Annotated in this window: 17 protein-coding genes; 8 read left to right on the forward strand and 9 right to left on the reverse strand. The window is 55.2% G+C overall.

The window, feature by feature from the left end:
- Position 1: 1 nt before the first annotated feature.
- On the reverse strand, positions 2-883 hold the full coding sequence (locus AC8GFZ_RS01230) for a PA4780 family RIO1-like protein kinase (protein WP_506641536.1): 882 nt from the start codon (positions 881-883) through the stop codon (positions 2-4).
- Positions 884-1,212: 329 nt separating this feature from the next.
- Between AC8GFZ_RS01230 and AC8GFZ_RS01235 the strand changes: the two genes are divergently transcribed.
- Positions 1,213-1,497 (forward strand): helix-turn-helix domain-containing protein, encoded by a 285-nt coding sequence (locus tag AC8GFZ_RS01235; RefSeq protein ID WP_506641538.1) that lies wholly within the window; start codon positions 1,213-1,215, stop codon positions 1,495-1,497.
- Complete coding sequence (locus tag AC8GFZ_RS01240; RefSeq protein WP_506641540.1) at positions 1,485-1,664, forward strand: hypothetical protein; 180 nt, start codon at positions 1,485-1,487, stop codon at positions 1,662-1,664. The genes AC8GFZ_RS01235 and AC8GFZ_RS01240 overlap by 13 nt, the downstream gene beginning before the upstream one ends.
- A gap of 62 nt (positions 1,665-1,726) precedes the next feature.
- On the opposite strand, the gene AC8GFZ_RS01245 is transcribed toward AC8GFZ_RS01240, so the two are convergent.
- Both AC8GFZ_RS01245 and AC8GFZ_RS01250 read right to left on the reverse strand, forming a co-directional pair.
- Positions 1,727-1,951 (reverse strand): BrnA antitoxin family protein, encoded by a 225-nt coding sequence (locus tag AC8GFZ_RS01245; RefSeq protein WP_506641542.1) that lies wholly within the window; start codon positions 1,949-1,951, stop codon positions 1,727-1,729.
- Between the two features lies 1 nt (position 1,952).
- Positions 1,953-2,234 carry a BrnT family toxin gene (locus tag AC8GFZ_RS01250; RefSeq protein ID WP_506641544.1) on the reverse strand — a complete coding sequence of 94 codons (282 nt, stop codon included), beginning with the start codon at positions 2,232-2,234 and terminating at the stop codon, positions 1,953-1,955.
- 22 nt (positions 2,235-2,256) lie between these two features.
- On the opposite strand from AC8GFZ_RS01250, the gene AC8GFZ_RS01255 reads away from it, so the two are divergent.
- On the forward strand, positions 2,257-2,523 hold the full coding sequence (locus AC8GFZ_RS01255; RefSeq protein WP_506641546.1) for a C-terminal helicase domain-containing protein: 267 nt from the start codon (positions 2,257-2,259) through the stop codon (positions 2,521-2,523).
- A gap of 251 nt (positions 2,524-2,774) precedes the next feature.
- Here the strand turns inward: AC8GFZ_RS01255 and AC8GFZ_RS01260 are convergent, their stop codons facing one another.
- The 5 genes from AC8GFZ_RS01260 to AC8GFZ_RS01280 all read right to left on the reverse strand — a co-directional run bounded on the left by AC8GFZ_RS01260 (position 2,775) and on the right by AC8GFZ_RS01280 (position 8,606).
- The gene (locus AC8GFZ_RS01260; protein WP_506641548.1) at positions 2,775-3,617 is read right to left on the reverse strand and encodes a DUF4435 domain-containing protein; all 843 of its coding nucleotides are present in this window, start codon (positions 3,615-3,617) and stop codon (positions 2,775-2,777) included.
- Positions 3,610-4,896 (reverse strand): AAA family ATPase, encoded by a 1,287-nt coding sequence (locus AC8GFZ_RS01265; protein WP_506641550.1) that lies wholly within the window; start codon positions 4,894-4,896, stop codon positions 3,610-3,612. The genes AC8GFZ_RS01260 and AC8GFZ_RS01265 overlap by 8 nt, the downstream gene beginning before the upstream one ends.
- Before the next feature lie 49 nt (positions 4,897-4,945).
- Positions 4,946-7,741, reverse strand: a complete 2,796-nt coding sequence (locus AC8GFZ_RS01270) for a DNA methyltransferase (protein ID WP_506641552.1) — start codon at positions 7,739-7,741, stop codon at positions 4,946-4,948.
- Between the two features lie 176 nt (positions 7,742-7,917).
- A complete protein-coding gene (locus AC8GFZ_RS01275; RefSeq protein ID WP_506641554.1) occupies positions 7,918-8,349 on the reverse strand; it encodes a type II toxin-antitoxin system VapC family toxin in 432 nt (143 codons plus the stop codon).
- Positions 8,346-8,606: a type II toxin-antitoxin system Phd/YefM family antitoxin gene (locus AC8GFZ_RS01280; RefSeq protein ID WP_506641556.1), complete on the reverse strand. Its 261-nt coding sequence runs from the start codon at positions 8,604-8,606 to the stop codon at positions 8,346-8,348. Before AC8GFZ_RS01280 ends, AC8GFZ_RS01275 begins: the two co-directional genes overlap by 4 nt.
- A gap of 234 nt (positions 8,607-8,840) precedes the next feature.
- Here AC8GFZ_RS01280 and AC8GFZ_RS01285 point away from each other — a divergent pair, with 234 nt between their 5' ends.
- Positions 8,841-9,473, forward strand: a complete 633-nt coding sequence (locus tag AC8GFZ_RS01285; RefSeq protein ID WP_506641558.1) for a glutathione S-transferase — start codon at positions 8,841-8,843, stop codon at positions 9,471-9,473.
- Between the two features lie 18 nt (positions 9,474-9,491).
- Here AC8GFZ_RS01285 and AC8GFZ_RS01290 read toward each other — a convergent pair whose 3' ends face one another.
- Positions 9,492-10,391, reverse strand: coding sequence for a LysR family transcriptional regulator (locus AC8GFZ_RS01290; protein WP_506641561.1), 900 nt, complete (start codon positions 10,389-10,391; stop codon positions 9,492-9,494).
- Between the two features lie 16 nt (positions 10,392-10,407).
- Between AC8GFZ_RS01290 and AC8GFZ_RS01295 the strand changes: the two genes are divergently transcribed.
- The 4 genes from AC8GFZ_RS01295 (at position 10,408) to AC8GFZ_RS01310 (ending at position 15,261) form a co-directional block, all read left to right on the forward strand.
- Positions 10,408-11,289: a MipA/OmpV family protein gene (locus AC8GFZ_RS01295; RefSeq protein WP_506641563.1), complete on the forward strand. Its 882-nt coding sequence runs from the start codon at positions 10,408-10,410 to the stop codon at positions 11,287-11,289.
- A 67-nt stretch (positions 11,290-11,356) separates the two neighbouring features.
- Entirely contained in the window at positions 11,357-12,514 is a 1,158-nt protein-coding gene (locus AC8GFZ_RS01300; RefSeq protein ID WP_506641565.1) for an Acg family FMN-binding oxidoreductase, read from the forward strand.
- A gap of 214 nt (positions 12,515-12,728) precedes the next feature.
- Entirely contained in the window at positions 12,729-13,289 is a 561-nt protein-coding gene (locus AC8GFZ_RS01305; protein ID WP_506641567.1) for a sugar transferase, read from the forward strand.
- 4 nt (positions 13,290-13,293) lie between these two features.
- Entirely contained in the window at positions 13,294-15,261 is a 1,968-nt protein-coding gene (locus tag AC8GFZ_RS01310; protein ID WP_506641569.1) for a polysaccharide biosynthesis protein, read from the forward strand.
- The last annotated feature ends 89 nt before the right edge of the window (positions 15,262-15,350 follow it).

Raw genomic sequence — 15,350 nt, forward strand, 5'->3', positions numbered from 1 at the left:
TTCACGCAGGCGGTAAAGCCATGCGCAATCGGCGCGCTGCGTCTTCGGCGCGGGCATCGTCAATCTCGCGCAGCACGGCGGCCATGTCTACATCGGCATTGGCGCGTTCGAAATGCCCTGTCAGAACGGTGTCGTTGCCCAATAACCCAGCTTGGTACAAGCTCCACATTTCTGGGCCATAGTCTGTCTTCAAAAGCGAAGGCGCGAACTGGCCGAAGAAGTCCCGTAGATTGCCCACATCGCGCAGCAGCATGCGTTGCGCATGGTTGTTGCCTGCGGCGTCTACCGCTTGCGGCAGGTCAATGATGACGGGTTCGTCCACGCCAGATGTGTCGCCAGGGCCTGGCGTGTGCGCCAGCAAAATATTGAACTCTGACAAATCACCGTGCACCACGCCTGCGCATAACATGCGCACCACTTCGACAATCAGCGTCGCATGGTGCTTCATAGCTTGCTCGGGCGTGAAGGACACGTCATTCAATCGTGGCGCTGCGTCACCCTGCGCGTCGGTCACCAACTCCATCAACAACACACCGTCAAAAAAGTTGTACGGCTTAGGCACGCGCACGCCTGCAGCGGCCAACCGGTAAAGCGCATCGACCTCGGCACTTTGCCAGGCCGCTTCTTGTTCTTGCCGACCAAATTTGCTGCCTTTGGCCATGGCCCGGGCCGAGCGCGAATTTTTGACCTTGCGGTTTTCGGTGTAATCCACCGCCTGCCTAAAGCTGCGCTGAGTGGCCTCTTTGTAAATTTTGGCGCAACGGGTTTCGTCCCCGCAGCGCACCACGTACACCATGGCTTCTTTGCCGCTCATGAGCTGGCGAACCACAGTGTCGATCAGCCCCTCATCCACAAGGGTTTGCAGTCTTAGCGGTGCTTTCATGTGGGCCGCTTCAACGGCGCACCACCGACCAACCCGCATGCAAGTTGCTTTTGTTGTTTTCGTACTCCCAAGCGGTACCGCAGCGATCGCATAATTTAGATTTTGAATCCGGCACTGTGTTCTGTGAGACGGGCATGCTTGTATTTTTTGAAGACGGAGTGAAGGGTCATTGCTGAGGGACCCGATCCTCAAACTCGATGCTAAACCGATTCAGTGCAGCCTTTCAGTCCGGAATCGGCATGTTTCATTTTTGGCTGATATTGCTCAGTGCCAAAGAAGTCCGCATCCTGCATCCACACAGGGCTGGTCCCACCGCAGAGACCATTCACATGGAGATCCAACGTGGTGGCGCAAGAGTGAGCGCGGGGCGGGGCGTGAACATGCAGCAGCGAATCATTCACATCAAGTTCCGCATGGACCAAGCGGGGCTGTCGGTGAAAGATCTGGAACCCATGATCGGCCAGCCGAACCGCGTCTATGAAGTGCTCAACCACAAACGCCCCCTCACGCTGCGCATGATCCGAAACTTGAACAAAGGTTTGGGTATCTCCGGTGAAGTGCTCATCACAGACAACATGCGCACTCATCGCACACCATCGACGTGGAAAACCTGAAAAATGTGAAAGCCCAACTGCTGGCCAACCCCGCCGTTCGCCAAGCCTATGACGTACAAGCGCCTGAAAGTGGCAGGGGCACACCATCCATGCGAACAGTCCAACGCTTTGCCAGCGCCGTGGGAGCGCGTGCCGTGGTGCGCATGGAGCCATTCGCGGCTGCATGAAGTTTTTTGTGGAGTTGCTGGCTTATGTTGAGGGGGTGGGGGCTAAGCAAGGCTTTGGCTCTTTAACCCAACTTAGGCCAATTGATTTGTACTTTGCGGTTATTGGCCAAGCAGTCGCGTAAATACAAGTTGATCAGGCTTTGATAGGGAACTCCTGCGTCTTCTGCCATGCTTTTGAAATAGACGACGACGTCTTCTGACAGACGCATCGTCACAGGCTTCTTGAGCTTGGATGCATAGGGGTTTTTGCGAGCTTTGAGCTTGGAGAGGTCGTATTCGGCTTTCATGTCAGATGCCTCGATAAAAAGCGCTTTCGCGCTTGGTTGCCTTGCGGGCAGAGATGATTCGTATGGTTTCCCCGCCTTCACGTTCACAGTGGCAGACGATGAGCAGTTTTGAATGAACACTCATGCCCAACATCAGAAAGCGTTCTTCATCGGCCGAGTGATCTTCATCGAAGAATTGAACAGCGAATTCATCATAGAAAACGGTCTGCGCTTCTTCAAATGAGACCTGATGCTTCTTCAGGTTTGCTGTTGCCTTGCTTGGGTGCCATTCAAACTGGATCATATGTACATTGTATGTAAACATTGTGCGCGGTCAAGCGATACGTTTCAAACTCGTCGTCGATTCGTTTCAGGGCCAAGAGCGCGGCATCTATGCCATCACCTTGACGCGCAGCAACCCCCAAGGCGAGATCGGCTTCCTGTCTGACATCCGCCGCATGAACGTGGGCATGACCCGCGCACGGCGCAAGTTCCTGTTGGTGGGCGATTCGTCCACGCTTTGCAGGCATCCGTTTTTTTGGGAGTTGCTGGCTTATGTGAAGGGAGTGGGGGGGCTATCGCACTGCTCTTGAGGTGATCACACAGAACTGAGTCTGTGACCGACCATTGCTGGAAAATGATCGTGTTAAGCCAACGCAACGAAGCGCTATTGAGATCGTATTGGAACGCTTGGGGGAATCGACGTGAAAAGCCTGAAAGATCTGAAAGCCGAACTGCTGATCAACCCCGACTTTAGCCAAGCCTGGTGACAGACGATGGGAGACTTGGTCACCAGTTCAAGCTATCATCATAGTGAATCACCCCGAGGCGATTCACTGACGGCTTAGCGTATAGCTTGATATGCGACGCTAGCAGTTTGAATGTAGTGATCCTGATGTGGATGCGACACACCGAGAACTCGTCCAAAATGCCCTACCGCAGCAGCGTAGAGTGAGTCTGTCGACAAATCAATTCTTTTACCAAGCGCCTTCGCCTTTGAGAGAACATATTTCAGAACGGCAGATGCTAAAAAGTGTCCTCGTAGCCACCGCACTAGATCTTCGGGTCGATTGCCTAATGTGTTCTGAGCACGTGTTTGTGCATGTGCAGGCACCATAGCCGTAGCATGAGTTACCTGAGTAGTGACCTTGTTCTTGCATGGAACACAAGATGTTTGAGATTTCATCAATCTTGTGCAGTTATCTGTGACTGTCCCTGCTCCGGTATTGGATATGCGATTTGCAAGATCTAGATGGATGAGTGGTTTTAAAGTGGCGGCAACGTCGGCCAACCAGTCTGTGCAGTCTTGTGCGGAAATTCGAGGGTTCTTACACCACTGTCTAGTCAGGGCTGTAATTGACTCAACTGTGTAGAGAGAGTTTTCTATGGCATAACCGAATGAATAGAGAATTCTTGGATCGTTGACTATGCCTGTCATATGGGGAAGAAAATCGGAATCTCTCGCGGCTATCGCCTGTAGTTCTCCCGAAATAATTTTGTTGATGTACTGATCAATTTGATCGGACCCGCCTGCAGACTCTACTTCTACAGACGCTTCAGGAACCTTTGAAAACACCTCGTGCCAGAACAAGACGTCATCATCGCCTTCAACAAATACCATTGACTTGGCCCGATAAAACGCACTTTTGACATTGAGTGCCTCATCCGAATAAAACAGGTCAGCCATGGAGAATGTCCTCCATATCCAGAATTGCAAAACGGAACTTCCCGGCAACTTCAGGAGAGTGGGTCGCCACAATAATTTGCGCGTTTGGGTTTATCGAGCAAATGGCTGAGATGATATTTCGTTGCCACGCAATGTGCAAAGATAGCTCAGGTTCATCTGCCAAAAATATGTATGGTTTTTGCCTCTGAAGTAGCGCTTCAATGAAAAGGATTAGAAGCTGCTTTTCGCCAGAAGAAAGTTTCGCAAGAAGAATCGGACCTTCAGCAGAAACTGAGAGTTCTCCGGCACTGAATGTGAAATTTTTATCTTTAATAAATGATTTCAAAGTTCCAAGAAAGAGGTCTACTTGGCTGAAAATTTCTTTAGTTCGCCTCTCTGCATCGAGCGACTTAGCAACAACTTTGCTGGTTAGTTTGAACGCTTCAAGTGCGGCAAAATCGACAGGCAGATCAGGCACTCCGGCATGGTCACCTTTAGCGCGAGCGTCAGACATTACGCGAAGATTCTTTACAGTCGTGCCAACAGCGGCCAAATGCTCCTGAATTCTCTTTGCTACTTCATTTCCACCGACACCGAGCTGACGATATGCCGAAACGAGATTCTGTCGTTCGACTACTTCGTCGAAATGAAGGCTGTATACGTTGTTGCGATCTTTGTCCTCGGCATAGAGAAGGGATGTTAAAACGTCTCTTTGCAGATTCGCAGAGATCTCTCGTGCGGCATTTGAAAGCTCTAGTTGGTATTGCGTGAGCCGTTGCATTAGGCTCTGAAGTCTGACATCCACCGCAGATGTGTAACGACGTACCATTCGCTCGCGAGCATCTGGATCTGATTCTCCTCCGATTCGGTACACGGAAAGTGACGCAACCGCTACAAGCGAACTGAGTTTTTGCTTAATCTTCAGCGCTTCTTCTGCTGCACGTCGCCGTATTGAGGGGGACATAGTTCTGCTATCGTCTCCGCCGATTAACGGGGCGGAAAATTTCCGATTCGAGATGTGATACTCAATTGTTGCGAAGGGAGAAGTTTCCAATTCGCGACGATCTGCGCGGACTGTGCGAGTACGCTTTCCGTCTGAGAGCGTCAGAGTTACTGACTTGAATGCGTTCTCGAACAGTGCGTCCAGATCCACTGTCAGAACTGCATGTGCAATGTTCATGAACGTCGTCTTGCCGCTGCCATTCTTTCCAATGATGATGTTTACGTCTTCCCTAAGGTCGGCCATCGCAGTGCGTGACTGCCAAAACCCGTGAATCTGTATTGCTTTTAATTTGAACATGTTGAACCTTGTTGAATGCGACATGTAATTAACTGAAAAGTCATAGTGATTAACCTTCTATAAGCTTGGGTTTTAGTTTTTTCTTTCCGGCTGACGCAGGCAGCAAGCTGGTGATGCGTTGGTACAGCTCGAACAGGAAGGCGACGCGTTCGGCGTCGGAGGCGTAGGTCTTTTTGCCGCCGCTGGGTTGGTAGGCGGCGTCTACGGCGGTGTCTAGTTTTTGGTGGGCCTTGAGCAGGGCCGGGGGCATGGTCAGCGGGTCGTAGAGGTCGGCCAGTGACGAGCTTGCAAATTGGGCGCGGGCGTCGAGCACGCATTGGGCGGCTTGTTCGATGGCGGTGCGGTGTTTGTCGCTGAGTGGTTCTTCAGCGAAGCCCGGCCAAGGGTAGTTGTTGTAGACGATGCTGATTGAGTACGAAAAATCACTTTTGAGGCGTCCGCTCACTGATCTGGTCCATGCCATGTGCATTGAAGACTGAAGGATGCCAAATTCGGCCAAACTGGCTTTGGGTAGCAGACGCAGTTTGTTACTTGCAAGAGTAGAGGGTGTAAGGTAGCCAAGAGGTATGTATTCGCGGCGCTCTGAAGATACTTCTGGGATTGCCAAGTAAGGACTTGTGGGCATGAACTCAACATGAAATCGTGTCGGGGTATCTGCAAGTTTCCGCGTTGGAGGACTTTTGCTGGCAAGGCGTGAAGCTTTAACCGCTTGAACACGTTTCATCGCTTCAGGCATTGCCCTGAGTGTCGTCGGTGAACAGTCGCCTAACCAAAGGCACCAGCGTTCGTAGCCATTCAAAAACTCGTCAGCGCCCAACCAACGGCGAAACCACTTCTCGCTTTTTGGCTCCAACGCAATGAATGCGTCACGTTCTTCCGTGCTGAAAAGGTAGTTCCCGTCGTCAATGGGTTTGTTGCCAATGCCAATTTCGGGCACATCACAAATCGGTGTATTGCGCCTTGGCAGCACCACGTCGGGTGCATCTACCAAATAGGGATTGATGTTCTTTGCAGGCACGGCCAAAGGCGTGCCCTTGATGTCTTCGTATTCGTAGATCGTTTTATTGCTGAGGTCTTGAATTCCAAAGCCCAGGATCACGCAGTGAACGGCCGCTTTGCCTCTGGCCTCATTGCTCCAGTTGAACGTGCGATGGGCAAATTGAATGCGAATGCCTCGGCTCAACATCCAGCCCCACAGCACGCCAACTTGCTCGCCTTGGGTGATGCTGTTGGTGGACACAAACGCACTGCGGCAGGCAGGGGCGCAGTTCATGTAGCGTGCGGCTTTGACGTACCAAGCCGCCACAAAGTCGAGCAGACCAGCGTTGTCGATGCCTTCAAACACAAGGCGTGTGTCTTCACGTTGTGCATCATCCATGAACTTGGCACCCACAAACGGCGGATTGCCCAACACATAACTACACCGCTGCGCAGGCAGCACATCGTTCCAGTCCAATCGCAGCGCATTGGCGTTTTGGATGTGCGGTGTGCTTTTGAGCGGGATGCGGGCAAAGTACAGGCCAAACTCCACGCTCACGCGCAGGTTCATTTGGTGGTCCACCAGCCACAGGGCTACTTGGGCAATTTGCGCCGGAAACTCTTCGATCTCGATGCCAAAAAACTGGTCCACGTTCACGCCGATCAGGCCGTGCACGTCCACCGCCAGTTGGCCCTTGTGGGCGCTCAAGTCATGGTCGGCGCGCAGCACCTTCAGCTCCAACTCGCGCAGTTCGCGGTAGCTGATCACCAAAAAGTTGCCGCACCCACAGGCGGGGTCAAAAAAGGTCAGGCGCCGCAGCTTTTTGTGAAACTCAAACAGCTTGTTGCGGTGGCCTTTGACGCGCTCAAACTCGGCGTGCAGTTCGTCCAGAAACAGGGGCTTGATCAGCTTGAGGATGTTGGCTTCAGACGTATAGTGCGCGCCCAGGTTGCGGCGGGCTTTGTCGTCCATGATGCTTTGGAACAAGCTGCCAAAAATCGCCGGGCTGATGGCTGACCAGTCGAGCGCGCAGGCGTCCAGCAGGGCTTCGCGCATGGCGGTGCTGAAGTCGGCCATGGGCAGGGTTTCTTCAAACAACTTGCCGTTGATGTAGGCAAACTGGCCCAGCTGTTCGTCGATGTTTTGGCTGCGTTGGCTCTCGGGCGTGTTGAGCACCTGAAACAGTTGCCCCAAGCGTGGCCCCAGGTCTGAGCCGTCGGGCGCGGTGCGTTCTTCCACAAAGTCTCTGAACGATTGCGCGGGCTGAAAGATGCCTGTGTCGTCGGCAAACAAACAAAACAGCAGGCGCACCAGCAGCACCTCGAGCGCGTGGCCTTGGTAGCCTGAGGCTTTCAGGGCGTCGTGCAGGCGGCCCATGCGTTCAGCCGCCTTGATGTTGACTGGGTCTTCGGCCTGAATGTCTTGCACCTTGTAGCCCGCCAGCAGGCCAAAGAGCTTGACGTGTTTGTGCAGGTGCTGGAGCTCAAACTCCACTGTCTCGCCCGTGGCCAGGCGGCGCAGCCGAAAGCGGGCAAAGTCGCAGACCACCACCAGCTGTGGCAGGTTGCGCTCGGTCACGTTGTGCAGGTAGCCCAGGGCTTGGTCTAACGCGTCGTCTAAGTCTTCGCCGCGAGACTTGTGCTCGACCAGCAGCATGCCGGGCCAAAACAGGTCCATGAAGCCACGCTTGCCACCCAGCTTGTTGACGTACTGCTCAAAGGTGCCAACCCGTTTGTCGGTGATGCCAAAGATTTCGAAGAAGTCGATCCAAAAGGGCTTGGCCTGGCTGTTTTCGTTGCAGGCGTCGTCCCAGGTTTTGCTGAAAAGCAATGCCCTGGATTTGATTTCGTTCCAGTTAAGACCCATTAAGTACTCACAATGTGAGTACCAATAGTATCTTAAAGTATTATTTTAATTTGATCGGGTAACGCTGGAGATGTAACTTAAGGGGCTGCGATGGCGGCGGCGGCGATCAAAAGACGGCCATGCTGGCCGGGGTTGCAGAAAGGGCGGCATGGATGGCAAAACCATTTTTTATCGATTTAATTCGTTGCTTCCCCGGAAATCGCAACGCCATTTTTTTTGGCGGCTCGGCGCAAATCCTTGTCAAGCGTTGCAAGTGGGCAGCCCAGTTTTTGGGCCAGCAGCAAATAGGTGGCGTCGTAGGCCGAAAGTCCCTCTTCAAATGCTTTGATGGCCAGTGGCATGGCTGAATGTGTAGATTCCATGGGGGCAACACTGGCTTGCATGGCCTGGAGCAGATCGAACCTTGATTCACATTCCTCTGAGGTGATCACGCCGGCTTTCAAGGCGCGCGAAATAACATTCGCGGCCTCGGTCACAAACAAGGCAGGCACGTGAACTTCAGAGGTTTCAACCAAGGCCGCTACTTCGCTGGCGTACTGTCGATCTGCCTCTGATCCGTCTGAAAACAACCATCTCATGGCGACGGAGTTGTCAACAACGAGTTTCACTTTCGCCCCTCTTTCAAGGCCGCCGCGATGTCTAACCGAGGCGCACCGGGTGTGGCCATCAGGCCCAATACACGCGCTTGAAAGCCTGTTTTGCTCGTGGGTTTGGCGATGGGGGTCAGCATAGCAACGGGCACGCCACGCACCGTGATTTCAAATGTGCTTCCGTTTTGAACGGCCCGGACATATTCGGACATTTTGTTTTTGATCTCGGCCAATTGAACTTGCATGGTGGTGACCCCTCGAGTGGATAAATGCATGCAATTCTATGTCTAAAAGACTTTATCTAGCCATATGTCTAGACAAAGGTGGGCGGGCCGCACTGTACCTTGCTGAAACCTCGCTGATGCCATCTCAAAAGACGGCCATGCTGGCCGGGGCCACGGCAAGATCCCGTGTGGCGGCATGGTTGGCAAACACGCCGGCGACATCATGAGCAAGGGCATGGGCATGGGCATGGGCACGCAGGCGCGTTTTTGTAGACTCTGAGGCTGATGTCAACCCCGCTGCTCTACACCTACCGCCGCTGCCCCTACGCCATGCGTGCTCGCATGGCTTTGCTGCAAGCGGGCGTGGCCTACCAAACGCATGAGGTGTCGTTGCGCGACAAGCCGCCGGCCATGTTGGCCGTGTCGCCCAAAGGCACGGTGCCGGTGCTGGTTTTGGCCAATGGCGAGGTGCTGGATCAAAGCTGGGACATCATGCGCTGGGCCTATGCAGAGACCGGCGATAAAGACACCTGGTGGGCGAGGGCGCAAACCCCTGAAAACCAAGCGCTGTTGGCGCTTTGCGATGGAGAGTTCAAAGTCCACTTGGACCGTTACAAGTACCCCCAGCGCTTTGATGACGCTTTGGGCACCGCGCACCACGCCAGCCAAGCCGTGGCGGTGCTGTTAAAACCCTTGGAAGCGACATTGAAAGACCAGCCCCAACTCGGCGGCAGCACTCCCTGCGCGGCAGACATGGGCATTTTTCCGTTTGTGCGCCAGTTTGCAGCGGTCGACCCAGCTTGGTTTGACACCGTGCCTTTGCCCGCCGTGAAGGCTTGGTTGGCGGGGTGGTTGGCGCACCCCTTGTTTGATGCGGCGATGGTCAAAAAAGCGAAAACTGAAACTTGGACGATTTAGCGAGCTGTTGAGCGCTGGTCATGGCACTTGGCTCAGGCTTTGCCCCACCTGCTCAGCCAAAAAATCATACACAGCCCGAATGCGAGTGCTGGTTTGCAGCTCTCGGTGCACGGTGAGCCACATGGGGATTTGGGGCAGTTCCAACGCGGGTAGCAGCGCTTGAACAGATGGCTCGCTGCGCAGCAAGTAGTCGGCCACAAACCCCACACCCAGCCCCGCTTTGACCGCCACCCATTGGGCGATCAGGTCGTCGCTGCGCAGGGCAAAGCGCAGGTCTTGGATGGCAAAACCTTGGGCTTCAAAGCCCAGTTCGACATCGCTGTTGTGGTCGCCTGCGATCAAATCGTGGCTCACCAAATCGACGGCTTTCACGGGCGTGCCTTTGCGTTGCAGATAGTCGTGGTGTGCGCAGGCCCGAATGGCGACATGGCCGATGCGCTTGGCGATGAGGCTGCTTTGTTCGGGGCGCACCATGCGCAGGGCAATATCGGCTTCTCGGCGCAGCAAGTTGCTGACATCGTTGCTGACCACCAGCGCCACTGTCACCTCGGGCAAGGTCTGTCGCATGTTTGCCAAGATGGGCGGCAACAAAAAACAAGCCACGGGTTGGCTGGCGGTGATGCGAACCAAGCCCTGCAAACTGGCGGTGCTGCCACTGGCCAAGCGCGAAAAACTGGCTGCGCCGCTTTGCATGGTTTGGGCGGCTTCGGCCAATGCCAAGGCGTTGGGTGTGGCTTGCAAGCCGCGGCCTGTGCGCTCAAAAAGAACCACATTCAGTTGCTTCTCCAACTCGGCAATATGCCGGCCCAAGGTGGGTTGACTGACCCCTGTGGCACGTGCAGCGCCCATCAAACTGCCGTGTTCCAAGGCGGCCAGAAACGAAGGGATCAAAGACCAGTTAAAGTTTTTGCCATTCACAAATGAATACCTGTGTATGAAATATATGCAATTGTGCAATCTCTATGGCTTCAACACAATTCGCACATCAAAAACACCTTCACTGGGGAAAAGTATGAATAAACGTCAATCTTTCCGTATCGTGCCTTTCATGGTTTTGGGCCTGGGTTTATGGGCGAGCGTTGTGCAAGCAAATGGTGCAAACACGGCTCAACAAAATAAGGAAGGCGTTTCGTATTTTGGTGCTGGCGCATGGGGAGGGCCAGCGTACTTGGGTGGCGACGGTCAACTTGTCACCCTGATACCTCTGGCTCGGTATCACGGCGACACCGCATTTGCACGGACTACACATGGTCTGCTTGAAGCGGGTGTTCGACAAAAACTCGGTGCGGGCTTGACAGCCGGCTTGCAACTCGCCTATGAAACGGGTCGCGAAATCAAAGCGTCCGATTTTTTGAAAAGCAAACAAGTTGCCAATCTGGATGCCAGTGCTTCATGGGGTACGCATTTGGAATGGGATGGCCATCTCGGTCCAGCGCCTGCCAATGTGATGGTGCGCTATCGCCAAGATGCCAAAGCTGAGCGCGGTTCCCAAATTGACTTGCGTGGCATGGTTGGGGTCTATGGTGGCGCAAATTTGAAAGCCGGCATCTTCACGCAATTCACGTGGGCGGATACCAAATCTGCGCAGACCCATTACGGCAACGTGGCGGCTGAAAATTTATTGCCCGCATTTGACGCGGGTTCCGGCTTGATCCATTCGAGTGTGGGTGTCCAATGGTCTTACGATCTTGCGCCGCGCTGGGCCATGCTGGGCAGCCTTGAAAAACGCGAGCTGGCATCACGCTTACAAACCAGTCCATTTGTTCAAGCCTCTGCCAACACGTACCTGAGCATCGGTGTGGTGCGCCAGTTTTAGGCGTTCTTCAGAGAATAAATTTGAGTGTCGATTCACGCACACCCAACACCCTTTAGAAGAGAAAAGAATGAAGAAACGCCAATTTTTACGCATCGCCGGTGGTGGCGTGATCGCCGCTGCCACCCTCAGCAGCCTGACTGGCTGCAGCACGGCCTTGCCACCCGAGGCCATTGCCGCCTGGCAGCCGCCCCCTGCAAACATGGATATCCGCCGCTGGGCGCTTTCTCACGCTTTGTTAGCTCCCCACGCGCACAACCTGCAATCCTGGTTGGTGGGTTTGGACACGCCAGACACCATCGTGCTGCGCATGGACTTGCAACGCCTGCTGCCCGACACCGATCCTTGGTCGCGCCAGCTTGTCATCAGCCAAGGGACTTTTTTAGAGCTTTTGGACATCGCGGCCAAGGAAAAAGGCTACCGCGCCGACATTACCCTGTTCCCTGAGGGCGAATTCGACGCCAAGGCACCCGATGGCCGCCCCACCGCCAGCATCCGCTTGGTGAAAGACGCTGCGGTGAAAGTCGACCCTTTGTTTGCACAAATCTTCCACCGCCACACCCACCGAGGCGTGTATGAAAGCCGCATCCCCAACGCCCAGGCACGCCAGGCCTTGGCCGACAGCGTGAAAGGCCTGCCGGTCAAGTTCGGCCTGGTCACGGCGGACGAGCCCAGCATGCAGCAACACCGCCAAATCGCCATGGATGCATGGCGCATCGAGATGCAAACTCCTCGTACATTGCTAGAGTCGTACAAGGTGTTGCGGGTTGGTCCGAGAGAAATAGCTCAGCACCGAGACGGGATTTCGATCAACACACCGATGGTTCGTAGTTTGGTGGCACTCGGCTTGTTTGACCGCAGCAAGCCTTCTGAGCCTGACAGCTCGGCCGTCAAAGGGCAAATCAGTGATTTCAACGAAAAAATGGCGACCACACCCGCTTGTGTGTGGCTCAGCACCTCGGACAACAGCCGCGCAACCCAAATGTTGTGTGGCCGCGCTTATGTGCGTTTGCAGCTTGCTGCCACCGCCTTGGGATTGCGCATGCACCCTTTGTCGCAGGCCCTGCAGGAGTACCCCGAGCAGGCGCAGAACTACAAAGCCATTCACCAACTTTTGGGCGGTAAGGACGGCGCAGACACTGTGCAAATGTGGACCCGCTTGGGCCATGCGCCCGAGGTGGGGCCCTCACCGCGCAGGGGCTTGCAAGCGCATTTGGAAAAGGCCTGATGGGCAGCCCCAAAACCCCAAAGTCTGTCCCGCCTTGGGCGCGTTCGTTCAAGCCTAAAATGCACGCTTTTACCGGATCGTTAGGTTATTGATGGTCCGCTGAGGCACGCAAGGTGCCTGGGTTTGGCGGTAGCGTGGGTCAGGCATCTCTGGCAATCAGCTGATCTGCCCCGTCGCACCGAGACCCGCCCAAAGGCTCAGGCCTTCACAAAACATGAAACGCGTTTTTGACCTGTTGGCCGGTTTTTCTGCCCTTTTGCTGCTGGGCGTGCCTTTTGTATTTTTGGCCTTGCTGGTGGCCTTCACTTCCAAGGGCCCCGTTTTATATTGGTCCGACCGGGTGGGCCAACACAACCGCATTTTTCGCATGCCCAAGTTGCGCACCATGAAGACCGGTACACCGGCGGTCGCCACCCATTTGCTGGACAACCCCCAAGCCCACCTCACGCCCGTGGGCGGACTATTGCGCCGCACCAGTTTGGATGAGTTGCCGCAGCTGTGGAGCATCCTCGTGGGGGACATGAGCTGGGTCGGGCCACGCCCCGCCTTGTTCAATCAAACCGATTTGATCGAGATGCGCACCCAAACTGGCGTGCACCAGTTGGTGCCCGGCTTGACCGGCTGGGCCCAGGTCAATGGCCGCGATGAAATCGCCTTGACCGACAAAGTGCGTCTTGACCGCGAATACTTGCAGCGCCAATCTTTCTTTTTTGACATTCACATCCTGTGGCTGACCGTTCTCAAAGTGGTGCGCCGCGAGGGTGTTACCCATTGAACCCATGAAACGATACAACCCCTTTTATGCAGCTGCCTTGCCCACCCTGGCATTGCCCAGGGCGCTCAAGCGTTTGATCGTCTTGTTGGTGGACGCCAGCTTGTGCGTGATCGCCGTCTCGTTGGCGTTTTACCTGCGGGTGGGTGAGTGGGTGTCGCTGTCCTACCACCCCGAATACAAGGCCATGACCCCGGTGTGGGTCTCATTGGGCCTGGCCGTTCCGGTGTTTGTGGCGTTTGGTTTGTACCGGGCCATCTTTCGGTACTCGGGTTGGCCAGCACTTGTCACAGTGGGCAAGGCGGTGGGCTTGTATGGTTTGGTTTTCATGGCCATCTTCACCTTGGTGGGCGTGCCGGGTGTACCACGAACGGTTGGCTTGATCCAGCCCTTGTTGGTGTTGTTTTTGGTGGGCGCGTCGCGTGCATTGGCGCGCTATTGGTTGGGCGGTTTGTATCTGTCGCAACACAAGCTCGGGACATTGCCCAAGGTGTTGATTTATGGCGCCGGATCGGCTGGGCGACAGTTGGCCAACGCCTTGGCCAACAGCTACGAGATGCGCGTGGCGGGCTATTTGGACGACGATGACCGCTTGCATGGCCATGTGTTGAACGGTTTGGCCATTTACAGCCCGCAAGACCTGTCGGGTTTGGTGCTGTCCTTGGGCATCAGCGATGTGCTGTTGGCCTTGCCCACCGCCAACCGCAAACGCCGCAATGAAATTTTGGCTTTGATGCAACAGGCCAAGGTGTCGGTGCGCACCTTGCCCAGCGTGATGGAATTGGCCCAAGGCAAGGTCAGCACCGCTGACCTGCGCGAACTCGATATCGACGACTTGCTTGGGCGCGACAGCGTGCCACCGAATCACATTTTGCTGGGGCGCAACGTCACCCGCAAAGTGGTTTTGGTCACGGGGGCTGGCGGCTCGATTGGCAGTGAGTTGTGCCGGCAAATCTTGAAGCTCAAGCCGCAAACATTGCTGTTGGTCGATCAAAGCGAATATGCGCTGTACGAAATCCACCAAGAATTGCTCGACAAAACCCAAGCCTTGGGCCAGGGTGCCACCCAATTGGTGCCGCTGCTCGCCTCGGTACGCGATGCAGAGCGCATGCGCGAGGTCATCACCACCTGGTCGCCCGATACCATCTACCACGCTGCCGCCTACAAGCACGTGCCCCTGGTCGAGCACAACCCCGCCGAAGCGCTGAAAAACAATGTCTTTGGCACCCGCACCGTGGCGCAATTGGCCGCCGAACACGGCGTGTCCGATGTGGTGCTGGTCAGCACCGACAAAGCCGTGCGTCCCACCAACATCATGGGGGCGAGCAAGCGCTTGGCCGAACTGGTGTTGCAAGCCTTGGCCGCTGAGCCCAGCAAAACCACCTTTTCCATGGTGCGCTTTGGCAATGTGTTGGGATCGTCGGGTTCGGTGGTACCCAAATTTCGCCAGCAAATCAAAAATGGCGGCCCCATCACCTTGACCCATCCGGAGGTGACCCGGTTTTTCATGACCATCCCAGAGGCGGCGCAGTTGGTGATCCAGGCCGGGGCCATGGCGAAAGGTGGCGATGTGTTCGTGCTCGACATGGGCGAGTCGGTGAAGATCATGGACTTGGCCCAGCGCATGATCGAACTCTCGGGCCTGACCGAGCGCACCGAAGCCAACCCCGACGGGGACATCGCGATTGAAATCACCGGTTTGCGCCCGGGTGAAAAGTTGTTTGAGGAGCTGTTGATTGGCAATGACCCCCAGCCCACCTTACACCCCCGCATCATGAAAGCCAGCGAAGAAAAAATGGCTTGGTCTGACTTGCAAGACAGTTTGAACGCCATGCAAGTGGCCTTGGATGTGAACGATGTGGGTGTGCTGCGGCGCATGCTCGAGCAGTTGGTCAGCGGTTACCACCCCAGCGGGGAAATTGTGGATTGGGTGCACTTGGCCCAAGAGGCCGAATACGAAAAGTCCATGGTCTGATCCACCGCCCTCAGCCGAGCCCCTTCAAAGCCTGCCTTGCGCAGGCTTTTTTGTGCCTGTGATCAGCGCCAATTGGTGCCGATCGGTGG

It is taken from the genome of Limnohabitans rimovensis (SeqCode), assembly GCF_965234775.1.
Classification (GTDB): domain Bacteria; phylum Pseudomonadota; class Gammaproteobacteria; order Burkholderiales; family Burkholderiaceae_C; genus Limnohabitans; species Limnohabitans rimovensis.

Bases quoted from the DNA above. Each gene is read 5' to 3' on its own strand.
- AC8GFZ_RS01230 (WP_506641536.1), bottom strand. From the start codon at position 883: ATGAAAGCACCGCTAAGACTGCAAACCCTTGTGGATGAGGGGCTGATC.
- AC8GFZ_RS01235 (WP_506641538.1), top strand. From the start codon at position 1,213: ATGGAGATCCAACGTGGTGGCGCAAGAGTGAGCGCGGGGCGGGGCGTG.
- AC8GFZ_RS01245 (WP_506641542.1), bottom strand. From the start codon at position 1,951: ATGAAAGCCGAATACGACCTCTCCAAGCTCAAAGCTCGCAAAAACCCC.
- AC8GFZ_RS01250 (WP_506641544.1), bottom strand. From the start codon at position 2,234: ATGATCCAGTTTGAATGGCACCCAAGCAAGGCAACAGCAAACCTGAAG.
- AC8GFZ_RS01260 (WP_506641548.1), bottom strand. From the start codon at position 3,617: ATGGCTGACCTGTTTTATTCGGATGAGGCACTCAATGTCAAAAGTGCG.
- AC8GFZ_RS01265 (WP_506641550.1), bottom strand. From the start codon at position 4,896: ATGTTCAAATTAAAAGCAATACAGATTCACGGGTTTTGGCAGTCACGC.
- AC8GFZ_RS01270 (WP_506641552.1), bottom strand. From the start codon at position 7,741: ATGGGTCTTAACTGGAACGAAATCAAATCCAGGGCATTGCTTTTCAGC.
- AC8GFZ_RS01280 (WP_506641556.1), bottom strand. From the start codon at position 8,606: ATGCATTTATCCACTCGAGGGGTCACCACCATGCAAGTTCAATTGGCC.
- AC8GFZ_RS01285 (WP_506641558.1), top strand. From the start codon at position 8,841: ATGTCAACCCCGCTGCTCTACACCTACCGCCGCTGCCCCTACGCCATG.
- AC8GFZ_RS01295 (WP_506641563.1), top strand. From the start codon at position 10,408: ATGAAATATATGCAATTGTGCAATCTCTATGGCTTCAACACAATTCGC.
- AC8GFZ_RS01300 (WP_506641565.1), top strand. From the start codon at position 11,357: ATGAAGAAACGCCAATTTTTACGCATCGCCGGTGGTGGCGTGATCGCC.
- AC8GFZ_RS01305 (WP_506641567.1), top strand. From the start codon at position 12,729: ATGAAACGCGTTTTTGACCTGTTGGCCGGTTTTTCTGCCCTTTTGCTG.
- AC8GFZ_RS01310 (WP_506641569.1), top strand. From the start codon at position 13,294: ATGAAACGATACAACCCCTTTTATGCAGCTGCCTTGCCCACCCTGGCA.